The sequence below is a fragment of the Aeromonas sp. QDB23 genome, assembly GCF_027707745.1.
GTDB lineage: Bacteria > Pseudomonadota > Gammaproteobacteria > Enterobacterales > Aeromonadaceae > Aeromonas > Aeromonas allosaccharophila.
The window spans coordinates 49,080-71,453 of sequence record NZ_JAPCJA010000007.1 but is presented as its reverse complement, the minus strand read 5'-3'; the positions used below and the strand labels follow the sequence as shown (position 1 = coordinate 71,453).

Below are 22,374 nucleotides of genomic sequence, written 5' to 3'. Positions count from 1 at the left end.
ATTGGCCAGCACTCCCCATATCAAGCCCTGATCGGTTCGCCGATCGGGGCTTTTCTTTTGCACAAAAAGCCGAGGACACCATGGACAAGCCTGGACTGCGCGACGCCTTGCCACAACCGAAACTATCCGACACCCGCACAGACCCGTTCTGGAGCAATCTCGATAGCAGCCTGTCTGCAGCTGCTGCCCCGTCCGCCGCCCAAATCCCACAGCGCGACCTCGATGTTGGCCTGGGGGATGTGGCGCGCGGCGTGGGCGCTGGCGCACTGGAACTGGTTGGCGGGATTGGTGAGTTGGCCCGGCAGGCAAGCCAGTTTGGCAAGGAGAATGCTGGCAAGCAGGGCGGTGATTACCTGGAGCAGGCTCGCGCCAATATGGCCAGCAAGCTGAGCCCGGTGCTTGATGTGGTGGCTGGCGCTGGCGATCTGGCAAAGTCAGGCGCCGAGTCGCTGACCGAGGGGATGAGCGGCGATGCCAAAGAGGCGATCGGCCGCAGCCTGATTGATGAGACGCCAGAGGGGCGCCTCACCATGGGGGATGGCGCTGGGGATCTCGACGTATGGGCCATGAAGATGGCACAGGGCGTGGGCTCCATGGTGCCGACCCTGCTGGCTGGCGGTGTGACAGGTGCCGCCGCCAAGGCCAGTATCGGGCGCGCCGTCACCACCTCCATGCTCAAGCGGGGGGCTACTCAGGAGGTGGCCGAGGCTGTCGCGGCCAAGACGGTGGCCAAGCTGGCGACCGGCGCAGCCGTCACCACTGGCGCGACCGGTTCGGTGGGTAGCGCTGGGGTGAATGCTCGCGAGTCAGTGCTGGGCATGAGCTTTGATGAGCTGTCCCAGAGCGATACCTTCAGCCAGGCATTCACTCGCATCGACCAGGATCAGCAGACGCAACACCTCTCTGATGAGGAAAAGCTGTCGCTGGCCCGGAAGGAGACTGCCAACGTTGCCAGCCGAGCCACCATGAGCGACGCCAAAGTGTGGGGCGCTGCCGCCATGGGCTCTGTGATGGGTGATGCCATGCTGTTCAAGATGCTGGCTGGCAAGGCGGCGACCGGCGGCGTGCTCAAGGGGGCGGCCAAGGGGGCAGTAGGTGAGGGGATCGGCGAAACCCTCGAGGAGGGGGTGCAGCAATACACCATCAACGAATCCCTTAACGAGGTGGCCGCTGCCGATATCGACCCGATGAAAGGAGTGGTGTCCAGTGCGCTGGAAGGCGGCTTGATTGGCATGGGTACCGGTGGCGCCCTGGGTGGCGCTGGCGGGCTGCGTGGCAGCAAGTCACAGCCAGAAAGCGAAGGGGGCGCACAGGTAGATCCCGCCACTGTGAAGGATGTCGCACCTGTTGAGCAGGGTGATCCGATGCAGGAGAGCCCCGCTGCCGCACCGGCAGATCCAGACTTGGCACCTGCCGCTGACACCATGGCCGATCCGGTGGTTGCGTCCTCTGGCGAACAATCCCCGCTCGGACCTAGCGCCAGCCAGTTTGACGAGCTGCGTGATGTGCCTGCCTACCTGCGCCGCGACGATACCGCAGAGCGGTTCAAGGGCATGGCTGCCGATAGCGAGGTGCAGCGCGCCCTGGCTGGTGAGTTTGGCCAGTCAGTGCAGGAGCTGGTTGCCTCCCAGATGCAGGCTGGCGATCAGGGCAAGAGCTTTTATGAGCGAGTTCAGGCTGGCGAGCTCGGGCTTGACCCGTTCGCAGGCAACAAGAGCGCCCAGCAGGTAGCCATGGAGAACCAGCGTCCAGCCCTGCCGCTCAAGGATGTGATCTTTGCCGGTGACGCCAATGCCGCCCGGGGGGTGACCAAGGAGGGCCACTTTGACGACAAGCAGGCTGGCACCGGCCCCCAGTTCCGCGGCGCAGAGCGTACTCGCTGGCAGAGTGGGCAGGAGGGGGATGTGTTGCCGCCAGGGGCATCTTCCACCAAGCCAGCTGGCGAGCTGCCTGGCGCGGTGATTGAGGGTGAGGCCCGCGAGGTCGGTACCGAGTTGCCGCACCGCGATGTGGTCTATGGCGCAGATCAGCGACAGCCTGACGCCAAGCCGATGCGCGGCAGTGCCACCGAATCGGCAGTTGGCCCGCTCCAGACACTCCGCATCACCCGCAAAGGCAAGCCGTTCGCAACCGAGAAAGAGGCTGCCATGGCCAGCCGCAAGGGCAAGGAGATGCCGGTGCCGCTCAATGGTGGCGGCTTCGGGGTGGCCGAGATCGCCGAAGTTGAGCAGGTGCAGGCCGCCAACAACCCCAATGCAATCAATGGCCCGCAGGGCAATAACCAACCCCAAGTAGAGGTGAGCAATGAGCCAGTTACCCCGATACCTGCAATCAGCAGTGAAGGACAAGGCGATCACCCTGGCGCAGGCGAACCGGCTGCAGCAGGCGCTGGACCAGCCATTGCCAGACTCACCGACCGAGCTGGATCCGGAAATCCGGCAGACAACACTCCTGCTTCACCTGTACCTGATGGACAGCAGCAAGATGACCAAACACTGACAGCCCCGGCCACAGATGCCGGGGCTGCTGTTTCTGGCCGTATTGGCGAGGACGAGCTGCGAGATCGCGACCTGCTAAAAGAGCATGGCGGGCACTGGAAGTATCGTTCTGCAGTAGGCGCAGGTTGGTTTACTGCCAACACCAAGGAGGCCGCCATTGAGCGTGCCGAGGAGGCATACCGCAAGGCAGTATCCAAAGGAGAGCCAGTCCCCACCAGGGATGAGCGGTTCGCACAGGCAGACGCAGAGCTGTTTAGTGAAATGGTTCGCCGCTACGGAAAGATGTCAACTCCCGAGCTTGAAGCAGAGTACCAGCGACTTGGTGGCGAGGTTGGCGATCTGCAAAAATCAGGCTCTGGCGAGTTCAACGGCAATGGCGGCCGCCGCACTGGGGCTGCTGTATCCAATGAAGGTGCTCGTCAGGTTGGTGAGGAACGCTTGCGCCTTGGCGTTTACATGAAGATGCGCCGCGACCGCGATACCGTGGAGTCGGGAGCCAAGTCGCAGCAGATCAAGCAAGCCAACGACTGGAGCGGCGCCAAGAGCGCAGCTGATTACCACGCCGCGAAGCGTCGCCTGTTCTCTGGCGAGATGGAGTTTTCTGAATTTCAGGCGATGAGCCGTTCCGCCCTGGATAACGCCCTCTCCCTGCGGGCTGAGCTGGAAAAGAAAACCAAGCAGGATTTGCTTGATCAGTTGAGCCGCTTCAATGCTGCCCGCTACAAAAATGACAAAAAGGCCGTCGTGGTCGAGGCCGCATACAACCAGCTGATCGGCGATCTGCGTTGGGCTGCCAATGGTGATGGCAATACCATCAGCGAGACCTATGCCATCGGCGGCGCCAGACAGAGTATCGAAGAGCGAGTTGCCAAGGCGCTGGATGGTCTCACCCCGGAGCGGTATCAGCTGTTTCGTGATAAGCAGCTGTCCGACGTTGCCGAGATGCAGCGGCGCCGGGAAGAGCTCAAGCAATCTCTCACCGACCCGCAAACCTTGGATGACTTTAAGGCATTCATAGAGCGGAGAGGGATTGACAAGCTGACCCAGGAGCAGCGTGCCCGCTATGAGGATATGGTTGCTGCTCGCAACCTAGATCGCAGGGAGCAGGAGCGCAGCGCCAAGGGAAATGAGACTGCCCCCTCTACCACTTCCAGCGACATCATCAAGACCAAGCACACCAAGACCGGCGATGATCTGTTTGTTGTGCAGATGGGGGATCGTGTTGAGCGAGATGCTTACAATCGTATCAATGCTCACGCCAAGACCATGGGTGGCTGGTATTCGTCATTCCGCGGCAAGGGTGCGGTTCCTGGCTTCCAGTTCAAGAGCGAAGAGAAAGCGACCGAGTTCCGCGCCTGGCTGGGTGGTGAGGTTGGCGGGGCTAGCCCGGAGGTTGCACCTGATCAGTCTACTGATAGCGAGGCGCAGCCGGCTGGCAAGTCCAAGCAGGTGGAGGCGCTGCGCAATCGCGCTGCGTCAGCGAGAGCCAAAGCGGAGGCGGTGTTTAATGCCGATCGCAAGGAGAATACCGCACGCCGCGCAAGCATGGCGGCCAACGCTAGAGCCAGCGCCGAGCGAGACCTGCGCTTTGCTGGCTTGCTCGAGGCTATCGCCACCGGCATCGAGAGCGGGGAGATCACCTACCTGCGCAACCTTGCCAACGGCGCGCAACTTGAAGAGTTGCAGTCGGCGCTCAATCGCGGGCTTTGGTCGCTGCCAGCCACCAAGATTGATGCGCTGGTGAGCGATGGGGTGATCAATCGCGATGACAGCAGCCGTTATTCCTGGAGCGACAAGGCAACCCCTGAGCAGATGGTGGAGGGGGTATCAATGCCGGGCATGGATTACCACACCGATCGGCTTCGTGAGGTGGCCCTAAAGATGCAGGGGGCGAGCGGTTTTAAGCAGGCTGGCGCCAAGGTAATGAGCCTGGTCAAGGCTGCGGCAAGCCGGGATAACAAGACTACAACCCTGAGCGATCCGGAGCTGATTGCCAAACTCAAGGCGTATGTCACTGGTAGTGATGACTACAGCATCAGCACCATCAAGGATCAGATCGCCGGGTATGGTCGCCTGGAGCGCATGGGCATTACCAATCACACCGAACTGCGCGCGGCATTGCGTGAGCTGGTCAGACTGCAGCGCGGGCTGAATGAGACGGCACCGCAGCGGGAGCCGGTGACAGAAAAAACCAACGCATTGAAGCGCCGGTTGCTGAACAACCGCAACGCCTTTATCGACTTCTTCCCCACTCCGGAAGAGTACGCCGCCGACCTGGTGGACCGCCTTGGTATTGAGCCTGGCATGGTGGTGCTCGAGCCATCTGCCGGTCACGGTATGCTGGCAGAGGCCGCCCGGGATGCCGGGGCAACGGTGGAGGCCGTGGAGCTGGCTAGCGACCTGCGCGACATCCTGCAGGAAAAGGGGTTCTCTCTGGTCGGTAATGACTTTATGGAGACAACACCATCCCAGCGCTATGACGCTGTGATCATGAACCCGCCATTCTCCAACGACATGGATATTGACCATGTGCGCCATGCCTTTGCCCACCTCAAACCGGGCGGGCGGTTGGCTGCCATCGTATCCAGCATGGCTGGCCAGCGCAGCAACAAGAAAAACAAAGCGTTCCGCGAGTGGCTTGACGACCTTGGCGCCAGCGAGGAGATGATGCCGGAGGGGGCATTCAAGGATTCGCTCAACCCAACCAGCGTGCGAACCAAGATCATCACCATTGAAAAACCTGTTGATGCGGTGAAAGGACCTGAGCTTAAGGCTGGCACTCGCGCCACCTTGCACACCCCGAAGGGTAAGCCAGTGGAAGTGCAATATCGCCTGATGGAGTCTGGAGACCTGGTTGCATCGCATGAGTTTGACGGGACCATAAACAGGCATTATCCGCAGGAGCTGCAGCCGAGAGACCGCAGCAAGAGCACATACCAGGTGCAGGTGAGGCAGATTGCCAACAACCCAGAGGGGCGGCGACTAGGAGCCAGCCCAGAAACAGATCGTGGCGCACCAATCGTGCGTGACGGCATTGTAGAAAGTGGCAACGGCCGCACAATAGGCTTGCAGCAGGCTTATCGCCAGGGCAGCGCTGACGCATATCGCGAGTGGCTTATGGAGCATGCAGAGGACTTTGGTATTAGTCCTGACGAGGTGGCCGCAATGAGTCAGCCGGTACTGGTGCGCGAGCGCCTTACCGAAATGAGCGAGGCTGAGCGCCGTGACTTTGTTGTTGACTCAAACACTGACGCAAAGATGGCAAATTCAGCCAGCGAGGACGCCAATGCCGATGCTGGAAAACTTGATGACAAGCTAATGGGCATGCTCAACATTCCAGAGGGTGGAGACTTGCTAGCCATGAGCAACGAGCCATTCCTTAACGCATTTGCCAGGGCGATCGGTGAAAACACACTCAACCAATATAAGGATGATCGAGGTCGCTGGAATGATGCCTATCGACGCAGGGTATCTGCGGCAATCTTTGCGTATGGGTATGACAACGCATCATTACTAAAGGCTGCCACCGGTGATAGCGATCAGGTTGGTAAAAACCTGATTGGGGCGCTAATGAACAACGCCGGTAAAATGGCAGAGCTGAGAAGTGCAATGCCTGAGCATGCTGCCGATCTGTCAAACATCATGGCCGAAGGCGTTACGGTGATGAGCGACGCAAGACGCAATCACCAGGCAATATCTGAGATTGTTAATCAAGGCGACATGGTTAGCGGTGGTGTAAGCCGGGCAGGTGGCGCTATGGCTGAAATGCTGGCCGACGCCAGCAGAAGTGCCAAGCGCATGACTGAGACGATTGGAGCCATTCTTGATATGCTCAATCATGCAGCCAAACATGCTGGTCAGCCAGATCTACTAACCGGAAAGCCATCCGACCCTATTAGCACAGAGGAGGCTATCAATGCCCAAGAAAGAGAGTTCCGCACAAGAAAAGAGCGAGAGCAGTCAGCATTACGACCCAGCCAAGATTTTTTTGGGGTCTCGGGACCACGGAATGACCACGGAAAGAACACAGGCGTTTCTGGATCTGCTGGGGAAGGCCAAGCAAAAGACGCAGGCAAACTAACCTCTGCAGTGGTAGAGGTTGGCGGGGTAAGGATTCGCATCCCAGCCATCGACGAGGAGCAGCAGCGCCTCTACAACCAAGCCACTCATCGCGGCCATGGCGTGAACTTTGCCAGCGGCATCAGCGCAGGAGTGGGGCGGATTCTCAATGACCTGAAGGACTCTAGTCTGCTGGATACCGCAGAGCAAAGGGCTGCAGCCGAGGACGAAGTACAAGCGTGGGCAAATAATGAGGCAGTCAACGCCCGCAATATGATGCAATACGGCATCAAAAACCCGAGCTGGGTGATCACCGGACGGTCTGGCCGCAAGGCGCAATCCAGCGCCACCACGGAGAGAGAGAATAACCGACAAACCCAGCACTACAAGGATCAGGATGCCCGCATCAAGGCGTTGCGCGACGAACTGAAGAAGCTGCGCTCGAAGGAGGTGATCGGTAGGGAGTCATTCAATTACGCTTGGGGCAAGGCCAAGGGGATGATAGCAGAATACGCCAGCGCTCTGAGCGGCGGACAGCCTAACCTGCTGGCAAGCCTGCGAAAAAGCATGAACTCAGAGCTGGCTCGCTACCTGCAGGCAATGGGAAAAATCGACGCGCAGGGCTTCATCAAGACCCTGAGTGAACAGGATAATCGCCTGAAAGCTGCCGGGTATGATGGCCTGGTAGCCATCGTCGGTGCTCGTTCAAACCCTGGCAAGATTATCAGCGATGCCATTAATGGACGGATCCGTTTCTCCAAACAGGCCATGGCGCAGGGCGAGAAACCAGCCAAGCACCTGACCCGCAAAGAGGCGGAGCTGGTAACAAAGGAGTGGTTCAAGCAGTACCGGGGCGCCAGTGGCATTGATGTGCAGATCCACGCCACCCAGGCAGAGTTGGAGAAGGCGCTGGGTCTGGCGGCACAAGATGGCCTGATCCGCCGCGCCGCTTTTGATGATGACAGCGGCACCCTGCATGTGGCCGCGGATACCATCGCCAACCCCAAGCGAATGCGCGAGATCCTGCGCCATGAAGTGCTGGCCCACTATGGACTTGCCAACGTGCTGGGCGATGGCGAGTACACCAAGCTGATCAGCCGCATAATCAAATCGAAGAACGCCCCCAGCATGAAGGCGGTGTGGGATTGGGTTGATACCCATTACGCTGGCGAGGATGTCGGGGTGCAGGCCGAGGAGGTGATTGCCCACCTGGCCGAGCTGGAGCAGAGTGCATGGCGCCGCGGCTGGGATCAGGTGGTGGCGTGGGTTACCAAGGCGCTGCGCACTGTCGGCTTTGTGCCTGGTGGCATTACCGCAGCTGAAACCAGAGCGCTGATTGAGGGGCTGGGCAAGAAGATGAAGCGCGGCGGCCCTGACAATGGTGGCCCGGATGGTGGTCATAAGTTCAGTCAGGAGTCTGAACAGCCAGCAAAGAAGGGCGGGATCAAGATGAGCCAAGCCAACACGGCCGCAGACAAGGCCATGGAAAAGCTCAATCTCGGCCCCAAGCCTGACATCATCGACAAAACCAAGGCCAATCTGGACAAGCTGCGCAAGGTTGATCGTGGTGTGGTTGAGTCATGGGTGGACCGCTTTATCAAGAAAGCCAACACCGAAGTGCTCGATGCGCTGGCCCCCATCAAGTACGCAGAGGATGCGGCAGGCATTACCGATGCAGCCGACTCAGGCTATGTTGCGGCGCGGATGGCGACCAGGGCGGCCTCCACCATGCAGGCGACCATGCTCTATGGTCTGCCGGAGTGGAAGGACGGGGTGATCCAGCGCAAGGCGGGCACCGGCGAGAAGGATGCGCTGCTGGGAATCTTTGCCGACCTGGGAGCTGACCTGCACAACTGGCTGGGCTGGATGGCCGGCCACCGGGCCGAGCTGTTGCTGGCCCAAGGGCGTGAGAACCTGCTCGATGCCAATGACATTGCGGCGCTCAAGGGGCAAGGCAAGGGCAAGGAGGCCAAATTCCTTGATGCCAAAGCCCGCTGGAACCGCCTCAATGCCGCAACCCTGGACCTGGCACAAGAAGCTGGGCTCTTCACCAAAGAGGCGCGGGCCGAGTTTGAAAGCGAATGGTACATCCCGTTCTTCCGTGAATCAGATGACGGCGACGTGATCGCCCCCTTCAAGACGAAGGGCATTGCCAACCAGAACTCCGGCATCAAGAAGCTCAAGGGCGGGGAGGCCAACACCAACGACCTGCTCGAGAACATCTTCACCTCCACCTCCAAGCTGATCGACGCGTCCATGAAGAACATGGCGGCCCAGAAGACGGTTTGGAACCTGGCGGATACCGGCATCATCGAGGTCATTCCGAAGCCAAACAAGATGGATTACCAGGCCCTTGCCAATGGCAAAGACAGGATCATGGTCAAGCTGGAGGGGGAGGACTACATGATCCGGGTTGAGGATCCGGACCTCTATCGCGCTATGACCTTCTTCGACCGCCAGCCATTCGGCACCATGATCAACATGGCATCAAAGGCCAAGCGCCTGCTGACGGCCGGGGTGACCGCATCCCCTGAGTTTATGCTGCGCAACTTCCTGCGCGACTCACTCTCCAGTTGGGCGATCAGCAAAGACGGCTTCAAGCCGGTGATCGACTCCATCAAGGGGGTGAAAAAGACCCTGGCGATGGACGGCAGTGCCATTGATGTGATGATCAGCGGCGCCAGCTTCTTGGGTGGCTATGTAAACGGTAACGACCCGACCGCCATGGCCGACACCGTGCGCAAGTCACTGCGCCGTAAGGGGATGACTCCGGAGCAGATTGCCCGCTACGAAAAGAGCATTATCCGCAACGCCGCTCAGGCAAAGGGCGTGGTTGCCAATGTGTGGGAGAAGTACAACCGCTATGGCGAGGCTTTCGAGAATGCCAACCGCGAGGCGGTCTATGCCGCTGCCATCAAGGCGGGCAAGAGCCACGCACAGGCGGCGTTCGAGTCAAAAGACCTGATGGACTTCTCCATGATGGGGGCGGCCCGCTTTATTCAGGGGGCGTCCATGGTGTTGCCGTTCTTCAATGCTCGCCTGCAGGGTCTGGGCAAACTGAGCCGGGAACTGCGCGACAACCCCCGCGAAATCGCCAAGCGGGCTGGCATGATCACCGCCATGTCGCTCGGCCTGCTGGCCGCCAACTGGGACGATGAGCGATACGAAGAGCTGCCGGATTGGGACAAGGACGCCAACTGGCACTTCTTTGTTGGCGATCAGCACTTCCGGATCCCCAAGCCGTTCGAGATTGGTGTGATGTTCGGCACCATCCCGGAGCGCATGGTGCGCGCCATGGGCGACAAGGACACCGGCGCCCAGTTCGGCAAGGCGGTAGCGCGGGCGATCGGCGATACCTTTGCCCTCAACCCGACCCCACAGATCGTCAAGCCGATGGTGGAGGCGGCCTTCAACTATGACACCTTCCGTGGCGGCCCAATCGACAGCCCGCAGGATCTGGCTGTCAAGGCCGAGGCTCGCTACAACGAGCAGACCAGCCTGCTGATGCGCGAGCTTGGCGAGCTGTCTGGCTTCTCACCCAAGCAGCTTGAGCACTTGGTGATTGGCTATACCGGCACCATGGGCAGCTATGTCATGGCCGCCGCAGATGGCCTGATCCGGGCAGCCAGACCCGGCGAGTCGGCAAGCTGGCGGGCAGACGAAATTCCGCTGGTGAAAGCCGTGTACCGCGGCACCGGTCCGGCTAAGTCCACCCAGCACATGGAGGAGTTCTACCGGATGCTCAACGAGGTGAATCAGCTCAAGCGCACCGTTGACCAGTATCGCAGCGAGGGGTTGACCGACAAGGCGAACGAGCTACTGGATGAGCAAGGCGGGATCTTGAAGGCGCGCCGCAGCCTGAGCCGCACCCAGCAGCAGGTAAGGGTAGTGCGTAACAAGATTGAACTGATCCAACGTGACCGAACCATGAACGCAGAGGAGAAGCGCAAGCGCATTGATGAGCTACTATCCCGCCGCAACGACCTGGTGTATCAGGCGGTAAACAAGAACAGGGAGAATTGGGAGTAAGGGAGAATAGCGGCCCTGGCTGAGCCCATGCGAAGGGGGTAAGCTAGGGCCTTAATATGTGAGGACCCTGACCATGTGGATACTGTTTGCGTTGATAATGATGGTGGTGGCGCTCAAGGCGTTCAGCTTTAGCTTTACCATGGCGCTGATACCCTTTGCCGCAGGGTGTTGGTGTTTTAGCAAATCCAGCCGGAGCGATCTGGATGACTTTATGGCATTCAGCTTTTTCTTTGTCCTGGTTGGATTTGCTGTTATGGCAATTGCTCAGCTGATTTAATAGCAGCCATACTCATTGCAAGTGGTTGAAAATGAATCGCCTTCGCTATCAGTTCCGTTGATTATGGTGGTGCTGCCCATCTTTGTGGCTGTGCTATTCCATGAGTTCCCATCAGCATCTTGCCCTGTAGTGTAAGTGCTATTGCCAAGCTTCTGGCTTTGCTGGCTCCATGTCGATCCAGTTCTGGCGTTCTGGCCATCTACATATGTTGAATTGCCAAACTTTTGCACTGTATAAGTATTGCCGTTATCGTCATAGCAGGTTTTTAGGCTGCCAGACCCGATACATTCTGCTGATGCAGCGCTGGAAAAGATAAGTAGTGACGTTGCGATTGCAATGATTGAGCGCATCAAAAAATTCCTTGTGTTATCTGCGAAGCACTAATTCTGTCTCGTTTGCTTCCACTCATCAATGACACAGATCACGATGCTGGCAAGGTGTTTTTGTTTGTTAGTGTCTATTGACGAGATGTGGTAGGTAGGCGTAATGTGCACGGGCATCGAATGATGCCGCTCGGATGAGTGTTTTTTTAAAACCATAACCTGGAGATTGCCTTTTTTGGTTGTGGTGAGCAGTACCTAATTTACTTAATTATGACGCCACCTGTGCGCCAGACGTGAACCATAACCTTTAAACAACTGCCTGCAAGTGGCCTATCCACGCGCGGCGGTAATTTGTGTTATGGAGTTTTCACGATGACCATTCTTGCCAACATCTACTCCCTCGAAGATATGCTTCTTCATCTCGACCTGTCGCAGACTGAGCGCCGGCTTGCCGATGATTTGCTTGCTGCAATTCGCAGCGAAGCTATCCAACTCGCACACCAAGAATCTCAGCGTAGCAGTTCAGCATCGATGCCAGATGCGGCTTCGGTAGTCGCGCTGCGCGGTTGATTAACCCCATATGTTCATCATCTGACACGCTCCAATCCGGGTCCGCCAGAATTGCCTGGACGGAGAGCCCCATCGCCGTTGAGACCATGACAGCCTCGGCCAGCCCCATGAAGTCGTCGTGGTGTGGCGATAGCCATCTACTGAGGCTGGATCGGGGGATGGTGGTCAGCCTGCTGATCTTGGTCTGGCTGAGTTTTCGCTCGACCATCAGCGAGCGCACCTTCTTTTTGGTGCGATGAACATACTCGAGGCTGGAGCTGGTCAGATACCGCTTCATAGGCATTCCTTATCCGTGGTGGCCAACCGTGCTCTGGATCATGTTTTTGTCTTTGTCCCATATCTGGGACGCACATAGTGCAATTGCTCAGTAATGGCACATGCGGGTCATGTAAATTGTAGGTGAATAATAACGAGTAGAACGCACAACGAGATCACCGCGCATCACCTGTAATGACGGAGTGTAGCGGTTGTATGACGAGCAATAGAGTACGGGGTTTGTTTTCTGAACTGATATGGGTGGGAGTGGTGAGCAAAGATAGTGCTCCACTCGGTCTTCAAAAAGTGGTAAATTCGCTTTGGTACTGTATGGGTATACAGTATTTCACAGTCGAGAGACTGAGAGCAGATAAGCGGGGACCAGACCGGATGGATTCATTAACTGAGCTAGAACACGTTCTTGAGACTTTTGACCTGACAAGGGTGGAGGAAGAGAAAATCGCGCGCATTCTTGAAAGACTTCGCGATGAGCTGAACGCTGCTTCATAAGTGATGCAGCCGGTTCGGATTGGCCCGCCATTGAGCGGGCTTTTCTATGCCTGCGATTTGGTCGAGTGGTTGGGCTGCATTCTTGGGGCAATTTTGGGGCAAATCGAGAGGGGTTTTGCGGGTAAATGAGGTGGTGTTGAGTGGTGGCGTGATGGAAAAAACGAGGAAAAACACAGGAGTGGCGCGGCTTTCGCGGGATGCAGCTTAATTGATAGTGTTATTGCTGCTTAACAAGATAAGTGTCCCGGTTGGTCTGTCAAATGGCGCGCATTATGGCACAGATCCCCAAAAAGTTTTAGCAAGAACTGTGATCTGGATCGGTCAGATGCGTATTTGGCTGTAGAGGGATCCACCATGAAAAAAGCCGGCACGAGGCCGGCTTGCGTGTGTCATCCCATCATCAGTGGGAGGTGGCGCCAGAGGCACCCAGCCCGGTTTGTGAACGAACGAACTGCGGCAGGAACTTGGCATGCTCATCAGCGGCGTTCTGGGAGCTGTCGGTGATGGAGAAGAACCAGATCCCGGCGAAGGCCAAGCCCATGGAGAAGAGGGCCGGGTATTCGTAGGGGAAGATAGCCTGGGCATGGCCCAGCACTTTCACCCACACGGTCGGGCCCAGAATCATCAGGGTCACCGCGCTCACCAGTCCCAGCCAGCCACCGTAGACGGCGCCACGAGTGGTCAGGCGTGACCAGAACATGGAGAGGAACAGCACCGGGAAGTTGCAGCTGGCGGCGATGGAGAAGGCCAGACCCACCATGAAGGCGATGTTCTGCTTCTCGAACAGGATCCCCAGACCAATGGCCACCACACCCAATACTACAGTGGTGTACTTGGAGACGCGCAGTTCATCGGTCTCGTTGGCCTTGCCCTTCTTCAGCACGCTGGCATAGAGGTCATGGGAAACCGCAGAGGCACCCGCCAGGGTCAGCCCGGCAACCACCGCCAGAATGGTGGCAAACGCCACGGCAGAGATGAAGCCGAGGAACAGGCTGCCACCCACTGCATTGGCCAAGTGGATCGCTGCCATGTTGGTGCCGCCCAGCAGCGCGCCAGTAGCATCCTTGAAGGCCGGATTGGTACTGACCAGCAGGATAGCGCCAAAGCCGATGATGAAGGTGAGGATGTAGAAGTAACCGATAAAGCCGGTGGCGAAGAAGACGCTCTTGCGCGCTTCCTTGGCGTCACTCACGGTGAAGAAACGCATCAGGATATGGGGCAAGCCGGCGGTACCGAACATCAATGCCAGACCGAGCGAGATGGCGGAGATGGGGTCAGCAACCAGACCACCCGGACTCATGATGGCGATCCCTTTCTCGTGCACCTTGACCGCTTCGCTAAACAGGGCGCCGATATCGAAGTTGACCGATTTCATGACCATGATGGCCATGAAGCTGGCACCGGAGAGCAGCATCACCGCCTTGATGATCTGTACCCAGGTGGTGGCCAGCATGCCGCCAAACAGCACGTAGAGCACCATCAGGATACCGACCAGCACCACGGCAACGTGATATTGCAGGCCGAACAACAGCTCGATCAGTTTGCCGGCACCGACCATCTGGGCGATCAGGTAGAGGGCGACCACCACCAGCGAACCGCAGGCGGAGAGGGTGCGCACTTCAGTCTGCTTGAGGCGATAGGAGGCGACATCGGCGAAGGTGTATTTGCCGAGGTTACGCAGCCGCTCTGCGATCAGGAACAGAATGATGGGCCAGCCCACCAGAAAACCGATGGAGTAAATCAGACCATCGTAGCCGGAGGTGTAGACCAGCGCGGAGATCCCGAGGAAAGAGGCGGCGGACATATAGTCACCGGCGATGGCCAGACCGTTCTGGAAGCCGGTGATACGACCACCGGCCGCATAGTAATCCGAGGCCGAGCGGTTGCGCTTGGAAGCCCAATAGGTGATGAACAGGGTCGCGGCCACAAAGACCACAAACATCACGATGGCCGACACATTGAGGGGTTGGCGTTGTACCTCGCCACTTATCGCATCGGCGGCCAACAGGGGTGAAGAAGCCAGTGAGGCCAACAGCAGCAAGTTGCCTTTCATGCTTTTTGCGCTCATGACTGCACTCCCTTGAGGATCTTCTGATTCAGCTCGTCAAACTCGCCGTTGGCCCGAAACACATAGATGCCGGTCAACACGAAGGAGGAGAGGATCAGTCCCACCCCGACCGGAATGCCACGGGTGACGGTGGTGCTGTCACTGAGCGGGGTGCCGAGCCAACCGGGGGCAAAGGCGATGAGCAGAATAAACGCCAGGTAGAGTCCCAGCATCAGAGCCGAGAGGGCCCAGGCAAAACGCTGGCGCTTGGCGACCAGCTCCTGGAAGTTGGGATCTTGCTGGATCCTCAGGTAGCTTTGCTGTTCCATTGCAGTTCTCCATGACATAAGTGTCAGCGGTGGATGGGGTAACCCCGACGAGCAGGGGACCTGCTCATGTAAGCAAAATGTGAATTAAATGTTATTTGTGGGCAATTAGACTTTGGGATAAGCCAGCGGCGAGCCGCAGGTCAGGCGCAGGTAGATGAGCGCGGCCGTGGTGGCATCGGCAAGAGCATCGTGGGCGGGCAGGGGGGGCAGCGCCAAGTGACGGCAAATGGCACTCAAGTGCAGGTCGATGGCCGCATCGGGATAGCGGCGATAGAGGTGGTCGTGATAGAGCTGGCTCACCTCGATCCCTCGTTGGGGCAGGGTTAATCCCCACAATTTCTGGCAGGCGAGATTGAGAATACGCAGGTCGTAGGCGATGTGATAGCCCACCAGTTCACGCGGGCCGATAAAGGCCAGAAGCAGGCGCAGCGCGGCTTCCAGCCTCATCCCCTGTTGCAGATCCTGATGGCGCAGGCCGTGGATCACCACCGATTGGCCGGTCAGGCTGGCCGGTGGCTGTACCTTGATGGCGAGCGCCTCGCCAGTCAGCAGCCGGTTGCCCTGAATGCGCACCGCCCCGATGGAGACGATCTCGGCCTGCTCGGGATCGAGACTGGTGGTCTCGAAATCGAGGGCGATCCGTTCATCATCCGGTGGGGTGGCAAACAGCGGCGCGAACTCGCCCGTTCGGAACGCGCGGCCATACCAGTAGCGTCGAGCGCGGCTCAACATGGTTATTGTCTCAGACGAAAGTGCAAGGTGAGCCACTGCTGGAACTTCTTCACCTGATGCAGCGCCTGACGCAGCAGATCCCGCTCGCTGTGGCTGAGATCCTGTGTCTGCACCCGACTGTTGCCCCCCTTGAGCTGGCTGCGCAGCCTCAGCCGGATAAAGAGCCGAAACGCCTCCGCCAGATTGCTGCCATAGTCGGCACTGAGCCGCTCGGCGGCCACCAGTGCATCGATGCGCCCCAGGGTCGAGGTCTCCATTATTCCCCCCTCAATGGCCAGCATGCGGATACCGTGTACCAGCGGGAACAGGCCGCCCCGCTTCAGATCCAGCCCTTCCGGTGGCTGCTCCAGTCGGCCAAACAGGGTGAGCGGGGCATGAAAAGCCACCGCCGGTCGCACCATCTCTGCCAGCAGATCCCGCCTGTCTGCCAGCTGCTCGCGCAGTGCTCGGGCAACAGGCAGATGCAGCTGGCGATCTCCCGCGATGGGGTGGGCATCGGCAAGGGTGGCGAGCCAGAGCAGCTCATCCTCTTTCGCCGTGGTGCAGGCGCTGGCAATGGCTTGTTGCCACTCGCTGCCCGTTTTTACCCAGGCCGGATTGTTCACCATCACCTGCCCGGGGCAGAGGGGGTAGCCTAGTCGCTCCAGCAGGGCGCTGAATTCGGCCAGATCCGCGGCTTGGGTGGGCCATGTCAGCCCTTCTGGCAGGATCAGGGCGTTGTCCTGATCGGTTTTGAGGATCTGCTCGCCGCGCCCCTCCGAGCCCAGCATCAGCAGGCAGACGTTATCCTGCACCTCGGGGGAGATCACCAGCGCAAAGGCTTTGGCGATCAGCTGTTCGTTGATGGTGGCGATCAGCTTCATCAAAAAGGCGGTGTGGATCCCCTGGGCAAACAGCGAACGGGTCAATTGTTGCTGTTCGCGGGCCACCGCCTCCAGTGCCGGCAGGCTGTCGGCGCGGGCGATGCGCAAGGTCAGCACATGGGAGTGGGTCGAGAAGAGTCCCAGCACCTGAGTCAGTTGCAAAATGCCCGCCACCTCGTTGCCACGCCACACCACCAGCCGCTTGATGCGATGGCGGGTCATCAGCAGCAGGGCATCAAACAGATAGCTCTCCAGCGGCAGACCAATCAGCGGGGTGGGGGTCAGTACCGAGAGGGGCGCCGTCAGCGGCAATCCCTTGAGAGTCAACGCGTGGAGCAAGGTCTTGCGGGTTGCCAGCGTGAGGGAGCCATCGTGGGCGGGGTAGAGCAGGCAATCGGTCCCCTTGTTCACCATGGCTTCGGTCGCCGCCAGCAGTGACAGCTTGCTGTCGACGATGAGCGGTGGTTGCAGATGACCGAGCTCGATGCGGGTCAGGATAAATTCCGCCAGATTCTTCTGGCCCAGTTGCTCGCGTTGTTCCTGCTGTTGCTGGCGCTCGGCCAGATTGGCGGTGAAGTAGCTGGCAAACTGCGGATCCTGCTCACAGAGCGCCAGAAAGGTGTGGCGAGGAATGAGCTGGCAGAGGCTATCTTCCAGCGCGGTGAAGCGGTGGCGGCAGCGGCCGTCAAATTGGGCGCGCACATCGAACAGATCATCAACCCCGTAATCACCAAACTGGTGGTGAGGGGCCGACTCTTCCACTGCCCCCTTGATGATGAGATAGAGGCCGGGAGGCTCGTCCCCCTCCTTGAGCAGCAGATCCCCTGCCCGAAAATAGCAGAGCGAGAGGTGACGGGAGAGCCGCTCGCGCGCCTCATCGCCCAGTCGGTCGAACGGTGGTCTGGCAAAATTGAACAGGGTTGACATGACAGCGTCCTCTGCTGGCTTGCGGCACTGATCCTGCGCCCAGTGTGACAAAGGGAGGGGGAGGCGGCCAGCCGACTTTAGTCTCAGCTGTACCGGATGATAACACTCTGATAACGTGGTGGTATGACCAGTGAGTCAGTTTCAGGGATCAAGGAGAGGACAAGGGAGATGGAAAAACCAAGGATCAAGTGCGAGATCCACGACGGGATTGCCGAAGTGATGCTGACGCGGGGGGATAAACTCAATGCGCTGGACCGCGCCATGTTCAGCGCCATCGACGAGACGCTGACGCAACTTGCTCAGCACAAGGGGTTGCGGGCGGTGATCCTGCACGGCGAGGGGCGGGCCTTCTGCGCCGGACTGGATGTGAAATCCATGCTGAGACAGCCGGTAGCGGCGCTCGATATTCTCAAGCGCGAAGCGGACGAAGCGACCAATCTGGCCCAGCGGGTCGCCTATGGCTGGCATCAACTGCCGGTGCCGGTGATTGCGGTGACCCAGGGGGTCTGTTTTGGCGGTGGTCTGCAGATTGCCCTCGGCGCCGATTTTCGCTTCAGCACCCCCGATTGCCGCTTCTCGGTGATGGAGATCAAGTGGGGCATCATTCCCGACATGAGTGGCAGCGTCACCATGCGCAACCTGATGGGGCTGGATACCGCCATGGAGCTGGCCATGAGCGGGCGCGAGCTGGATGCCGTCGAGGCGAAATCCCTCGGGATGGTGAGCCGGGTCTGCGCCGATCCGCTGGTGGAGGCGCGGGAGTTTGCCCGCACCCTCATCACCAAGTCGCCGGATGCGCTGGCGGGGATCAAGCAGCTCTACAGCCAGGCCTGGGCCCGCAGTGACGAGGCGATGCTCAAAGAGGAGACCCGCCTGCAAAAGCAGATTCTGGGGCGCCCCAATCAGTGGCGAGCTACCTTTAACAGCCTGTTTCGCTGGCGTCTGCCCTTCGGGCCACGCCGCAATCCGCTTTGAGATGAGGTGATAGGAAAAAGAAATGGCAGCCGAGGCTGCCATCTTTATTGATGTCTTATGTCGTTCAGGTTCAGGAGATCTTGCGATCCTGATCCGGTTCGAACGGGTGACCGGATTTCTCCAGCTCCAAATTCTCTTCGGAGCGTTTGCCCACCCAGTAATCGGCGTTCTTGATGCCGAGCTTCTCCGGGTGGAACACCGGATCCAGCCCTTGCGCCTGTTGCGCCTCGTAATCCTTCAGGCAGGTGAAGGCAGTTTTTTGCAGCAGCAGGATGGCGATGATGTTGAGCCATGCCATCAGGCCGACCCCGATATCACCCATGCCCCACGCCAGATCCGCCGTCTTGACGGTGCCGTAGACAGTGGCGGCCATCAGCGCAATCTTCAGCAAGAAGGTGAGCCAGGGGCGATTTATCTTGCGGTTGATGTAGGCGATGTTGGTTTCGGCGATATAGTAGTAGGCAACGATGGTGGTGAACGCGAAGAAGAACAGCGCGATCGCCACGAAAATGCTGCCAAAGCCCGGCATCATGCTCTCCATGGCGGTCTGCACATAGCCCGGGCCCGCAGCGATACCGGCAATACCTGTGTAGAGGGCGGCGCCGTCCGGCCCTTGTACGTTATAAAGGCCGGTGATCAGCAGCATAAAGCCGGTGGCGGAGCAGACGAACAGGGTGTCGATATAGACGGAGAACGCCTGCACCAGACCCTGCTTGGCCGGGTGGCTTACTGCCGCAGCAGAGGAGGCGTGCGGCCCGGTACCCTGACCCGCTTCGTTGGAGTAGACCCCGCGCTTCACACCCCACATGATGGCCAGACCCAGAATGGCACCGAAACCGGCATCCATACCGAAGGCGCTCTTCCAGATCAGCAGGATCACGCCCGGCAGGGCAGAGATGTTGAGGGCGATGATGACGCAAGCCACGATGATGTAGCCGAGCGCCATAAAGGGCACCACGGTACTGGCGAAGCTGGCGATACGCTTGACACCGCCGAAGATGATAAAGCCGAGCAGCAGCGCCAGACCGGCGGCGGTGACGTTCGGATCGATATCAAAGGCGGTTTGCAGGCTGGAACCGATGGAGTTGGCCTGCACCCCCGGCAGCAGCACGCCGCAGGCGAAGATGGTGGCGATGGCGAAGGTCCAGGCATACCACTTCATGCCAAGCCCTTTCTCGATGTAGAAGGCCGGGCCGCCACGGTACTCACCGTTGATCTTCTCCTTGTAGACCTGACCCAGAGTGGACTCCACGAAAGCGGAGCTGGCGCCGAGGAAGGCCACCATCCACATCCAGAACAGGGCGCCCGGGCCACCGAAGGTGATGGCGGTAGCCACACCCGCGATGTTACCGGTACCCACGCGACCGGCCAGAGTCATGGCCAGCGCCTGGAAGGAAGAGACACCGGCATCGGTGCTCTTGCCATCAAACATCAGCCGCACCATCTCTTTGATATGACGCAGTTGCAAAAAACGGGTGCGCAGGGAGAAGTAAAGACCGACCCCCAGACACAGGTAGATGAGCGCAGGGCTCCAGATTACACCATTGATGGCATTGACGATTTCATTCATGTACAACAACTCCTTTGTTGTGTTTGTGGCGCTGTCTTGGCGAGATCTTGGCCTCGCTCTCTGTCACTGTTTTCGGCCCTGACTGTTAACAATCCAGTTAACAAACGAGCACGGGGTTGAGGGGTTAAGCAGAGCGCAAAGGCGCGCCATGCATGGCTTGTAACATATCGAGTTGTATCGGTGCTTCCCAGCTAAAAATGTCGTTTTGTTGCAAATTTGTGAATTGACAAGGGTGGGTGGATAATGGCAGGCAGCGTTTTCTATGAGTAAAGATGAGATCCTCCTTGTTGATCTGCGCCGAGCAATGTGACGGGCGTAACACAATGGAAAGCAAACATGAGGCCAACAATGAAAGATACCTCTGACACATTGACGATCCGTCCCCCTGAGGCCGACGACGGGAGCGCAGTCGCCCACCTGTTCAGCCAATTGGGGTATCCTGCCGAAGGTTGTGACGTGACGGCGTGCCTGTTGGCGCCGGATCCCGCCAGCGTTGTGCTGCTCGCCTCCCTGGCTGACAAGGTGGTCGGCGTGTTGGTGTGGCACAGGCTGGCACCGCTGCATGTTGCACCAGCATGGGGCCTGATCTCGGCGCTGGTTGTCGATGAAGGGGCAAGAGGGGCGGGAGTGGGCGCGGCCTTGCTCAAGCAAGCCGAACAGATGGCGCGTGCCGCAGGTTGCGCCCAGCTGGAGCTCTCCAGCAGCCTTAAGCGCGAGGCTGCTCACCGTTTCTATCTGGCGCAGGATTATCAGGAGCGGCCGAAACGGTTCGTCAAACTGCTGTGACCTGTTTTTTGCATCAAAAGAAGGAGTAGGCGTGCTGGGATGGTTTAAATGGCTGGGTGGTCGCCCGCAAATGCCCATGAGTGAGGATGAGTTGGCTCTGTGGCGTCAGGCGCTGGCGGCAGTGCCTATCTTGCAAGGGCTCAGCGACACCGAGCAGACGACGCTTATCGGGTTGGGGCAACAGCTGCTCAGGCGCAAGACCCTGACCCTGATCGGGGTAGCGCTCAGCCTCCGTCAACAGGCGGTGCTGGCGCTGCAGGCGGCGTTGCCCATCTTGCACCTCGGCCTTGACTGGTATCGCGGCTTTCACGAAATCATCATCATTCCCGAACCTGTCACGCGGCGCCAGGAGGTGCAGGATGAATTTGGGCTGGTGAGCGAAGTTGAAGAGGAGAACGCCGGTGAATCCTGGCCGCAAGGGCCGTTGGTGCTGGCCTGGAGCGAGCTGCAGCAGGATGGCGACTGGGATGGCTTTAATCTGGTGATCCACGAGTTGGCCCACAAGCTCGACATGCTGGGTGGTGAGGCGGACGGCACGCCGCCGTTGCCGGGGTCGATGAGCAGCCAGCTGTGGCAACAGGCCTTTCAGACCGCCTTCGATGCGCTGTGCCAGCAGCTCGATCGGGACGAAGTGACCGCCATCGATCCCTATGCTGCCGAACATCCCGCCGAGTTTTTTGCCGTCAGCTGCGAGTGCTTCTTTACTGATCCGCTGCGGCTTCGTAGTGTCTATCCCGAGGTTTACCGTCAGCTGAGCCTGCTGTTTGGTCAGGATCCGGCGAGTCGTTTTCCGCCAACCCGTCTATTAGCCGGAGAGGGAGATAGTCGGTTGTTGTGAATCCTGAGCAGCAAATACAGCATCGTAGAAAGCAAAAAAGCACCCGAGGGTGCTTTTTTACTATCTGAATGGCTTGCCTATCAGGCAGCGGCTTTCAGCTGTACGGCGGCGGCTTTCTTGTGATCGCCGATCGGCATCACGGTGCGGCCGAACTGCTCGTTGATCACGGTGGCCATGGCCAGGTAGATGGCGCTGGCGCCACAGATGATGCCTTCGAAACCGGCGATGGTGCCGATCAGGGTGCTGCCGGTGAAGTCACGGGCGGCCAGCAGGAAGAACAGCACGGTCAGGGAGGCGAACACGAACTGCTTGGCACGCGGGTAGTTGACAGTGCCGACCAGCATGAACAGGGTGAAGACACCCCACAGCAGCAGATACCAGCCCATGTAGGCGTGCGGGGTGGCTTCGGCCAGCCCCATGGTCGGCATCACCAGCAGGAACACCAGGCTCAACCAGAAGAAACCGTAGGAGATAAAGGCGGTCACACCGAAGGTGTTGCCACGCTTGTATTCCATGATACCCGCGACGATCTGGGCCATACCGCCGTAGCACAGGCCCATGGCCAGGATCATGGCGCTGATGGGGAAGAAACCTGCGTTATGGATGTTCAGCAGGATGGTGGTCATACCGAAACCCATCAGACCCAGAGGGGCAGGGTTGGCCAATTTTTCGCTCACGTGGCGTTCTCCAAAAATAGAGGTGGGGGGTTAACAAAAGACGCGCGATTTTAGGCAGGCTGTGGCGCGCCCGCAAGGGGGCAAGGGGGATAAATCGTAAAAAAACTAC

Annotated in this window: 13 protein-coding genes; 5 read left to right on the top strand and 8 right to left on the bottom strand. The window is 58.9% G+C overall.

Annotated elements, in window-relative coordinates:
• The first annotated feature begins 80 nt into the window (after positions 1–80).
• The gene (locus PG888_RS05245) at positions 81–10,586 is read left to right on the top strand and encodes an LPD38 domain-containing protein (protein WP_270692895.1); all 10,506 of its coding nucleotides are present in this window, start codon (positions 81–83) and stop codon (positions 10,584–10,586) included.
• A 73-nt stretch (positions 10,587–10,659) separates the two neighbouring features.
• Complete coding sequence (locus tag PG888_RS05240; RefSeq protein WP_182939540.1) at positions 10,660–10,863, top strand: hypothetical protein; 204 nt, start codon at positions 10,660–10,662, stop codon at positions 10,861–10,863.
• Here the strand turns inward: PG888_RS05240 and PG888_RS05235 are convergent.
• From PG888_RS05235 to PG888_RS05210, 6 genes are all read right to left on the bottom strand, one after another.
• Positions 10,860–11,213 (bottom strand): hypothetical protein, encoded by a 354-nt coding sequence (locus PG888_RS05235; protein ID WP_182939541.1) that lies wholly within the window; start codon positions 11,211–11,213, stop codon positions 10,860–10,862. The genes PG888_RS05240 and PG888_RS05235 overlap by 4 nt on opposite strands.
• 457 nt (positions 11,214–11,670) lie before the next feature.
• A complete protein-coding gene (locus PG888_RS05230) occupies positions 11,671–12,033 on the bottom strand; it encodes a helix-turn-helix domain-containing protein (protein ID WP_182939542.1) in 363 nt (120 codons plus the stop codon).
• Positions 12,034–12,921: 888 nt separating this feature from the next.
• Complete coding sequence (locus PG888_RS05225) at positions 12,922–14,574, bottom strand: cation acetate symporter (RefSeq protein ID WP_182939735.1); 1,653 nt, start codon at positions 14,572–14,574, stop codon at positions 12,922–12,924.
• 11 nt (positions 14,575–14,585) lie between these two features.
• A complete protein-coding gene (locus PG888_RS05220; protein WP_005336970.1) occupies positions 14,586–14,897 on the bottom strand; it encodes a DUF485 domain-containing protein in 312 nt (103 codons plus the stop codon).
• Positions 14,898–15,002: 105 nt separating this feature from the next.
• Positions 15,003–15,629: a 3'-5' exonuclease gene (locus tag PG888_RS05215; RefSeq protein ID WP_182939543.1), complete on the bottom strand. Its 627-nt coding sequence runs from the start codon at positions 15,627–15,629 to the stop codon at positions 15,003–15,005.
• Between the two features lie 2 nt (positions 15,630–15,631).
• A complete protein-coding gene (locus tag PG888_RS05210) occupies positions 15,632–17,419 on the bottom strand; it encodes a putative nucleotidyltransferase substrate binding domain-containing protein (protein ID WP_182939544.1) in 1,788 nt (595 codons plus the stop codon).
• Between the two features lie 168 nt (positions 17,420–17,587).
• On the opposite strand from PG888_RS05210, the gene PG888_RS05205 reads away from it, so the two are divergent.
• Entirely contained in the window at positions 17,588–18,394 is an 807-nt protein-coding gene (locus PG888_RS05205) for a crotonase/enoyl-CoA hydratase family protein (RefSeq protein WP_075111897.1), read from the top strand.
• A 70-nt stretch (positions 18,395–18,464) separates the two neighbouring features.
• On the opposite strand, the gene PG888_RS05200 is transcribed toward PG888_RS05205, so the two are convergent.
• A complete protein-coding gene (locus tag PG888_RS05200; RefSeq protein ID WP_042062719.1) occupies positions 18,465–19,964 on the bottom strand; it encodes an alanine/glycine:cation symporter family protein in 1,500 nt (499 codons plus the stop codon).
• 348 nt (positions 19,965–20,312) lie between these two features.
• Here PG888_RS05200 and PG888_RS05195 point away from each other — a divergent pair, with 348 nt between their 5' ends.
• Positions 20,313–20,750, top strand: a complete 438-nt coding sequence (locus PG888_RS05195; RefSeq protein ID WP_182939545.1) for a GNAT family N-acetyltransferase — start codon at positions 20,313–20,315, stop codon at positions 20,748–20,750.
• Between the two features lie 70 nt (positions 20,751–20,820).
• On the top strand, positions 20,821–21,588 hold the full coding sequence (locus tag PG888_RS05190; RefSeq protein WP_232093657.1) for a zinc-dependent peptidase: 768 nt from the start codon (positions 20,821–20,823) through the stop codon (positions 21,586–21,588).
• An 80-nt stretch (positions 21,589–21,668) separates the two neighbouring features.
• On the opposite strand, the gene PG888_RS05185 is transcribed toward PG888_RS05190, so the two are convergent.
• Positions 21,669–22,265, bottom strand: a complete 597-nt coding sequence (locus PG888_RS05185) for an acetate uptake transporter (RefSeq protein ID WP_042062716.1) — start codon at positions 22,263–22,265, stop codon at positions 21,669–21,671.
• Between the last annotated feature and the right edge of the window lie 109 nt (positions 22,266–22,374).

Bases quoted from the DNA above. Each gene is read 5' to 3' on its own strand.
- PG888_RS05245 (WP_270692895.1), top strand. From the start codon at position 81: ATGGACAAGCCTGGACTGCGCGACGCCTTGCCACAACCGAAACTATCC.
- PG888_RS05240 (WP_182939540.1), top strand. From the start codon at position 10,660: ATGTGGATACTGTTTGCGTTGATAATGATGGTGGTGGCGCTCAAGGCG.
- PG888_RS05235 (WP_182939541.1), bottom strand. From the start codon at position 11,213: ATGCGCTCAATCATTGCAATCGCAACGTCACTACTTATCTTTTCCAGC.
- PG888_RS05230 (WP_182939542.1), bottom strand. From the start codon at position 12,033: ATGAAGCGGTATCTGACCAGCTCCAGCCTCGAGTATGTTCATCGCACC.
- PG888_RS05225 (WP_182939735.1), bottom strand. From the start codon at position 14,574: ATGAAAGGCAACTTGCTGCTGTTGGCCTCACTGGCTTCTTCACCCCTG.
- PG888_RS05220 (WP_005336970.1), bottom strand. From the start codon at position 14,897: ATGGAACAGCAAAGCTACCTGAGGATCCAGCAAGATCCCAACTTCCAG.
- PG888_RS05215 (WP_182939543.1), bottom strand. From the start codon at position 15,629: ATGTTGAGCCGCGCTCGACGCTACTGGTATGGCCGCGCGTTCCGAACG.
- PG888_RS05210 (WP_182939544.1), bottom strand. From the start codon at position 17,419: ATGTCAACCCTGTTCAATTTTGCCAGACCACCGTTCGACCGACTGGGC.
- PG888_RS05205 (WP_075111897.1), top strand. From the start codon at position 17,588: ATGGAAAAACCAAGGATCAAGTGCGAGATCCACGACGGGATTGCCGAA.
- PG888_RS05200 (WP_042062719.1), bottom strand. From the start codon at position 19,964: ATGAATGAAATCGTCAATGCCATCAATGGTGTAATCTGGAGCCCTGCG.
- PG888_RS05195 (WP_182939545.1), top strand. From the start codon at position 20,313: ATGAAAGATACCTCTGACACATTGACGATCCGTCCCCCTGAGGCCGAC.
- PG888_RS05190 (WP_232093657.1), top strand. From the start codon at position 20,821: ATGCCCATGAGTGAGGATGAGTTGGCTCTGTGGCGTCAGGCGCTGGCG.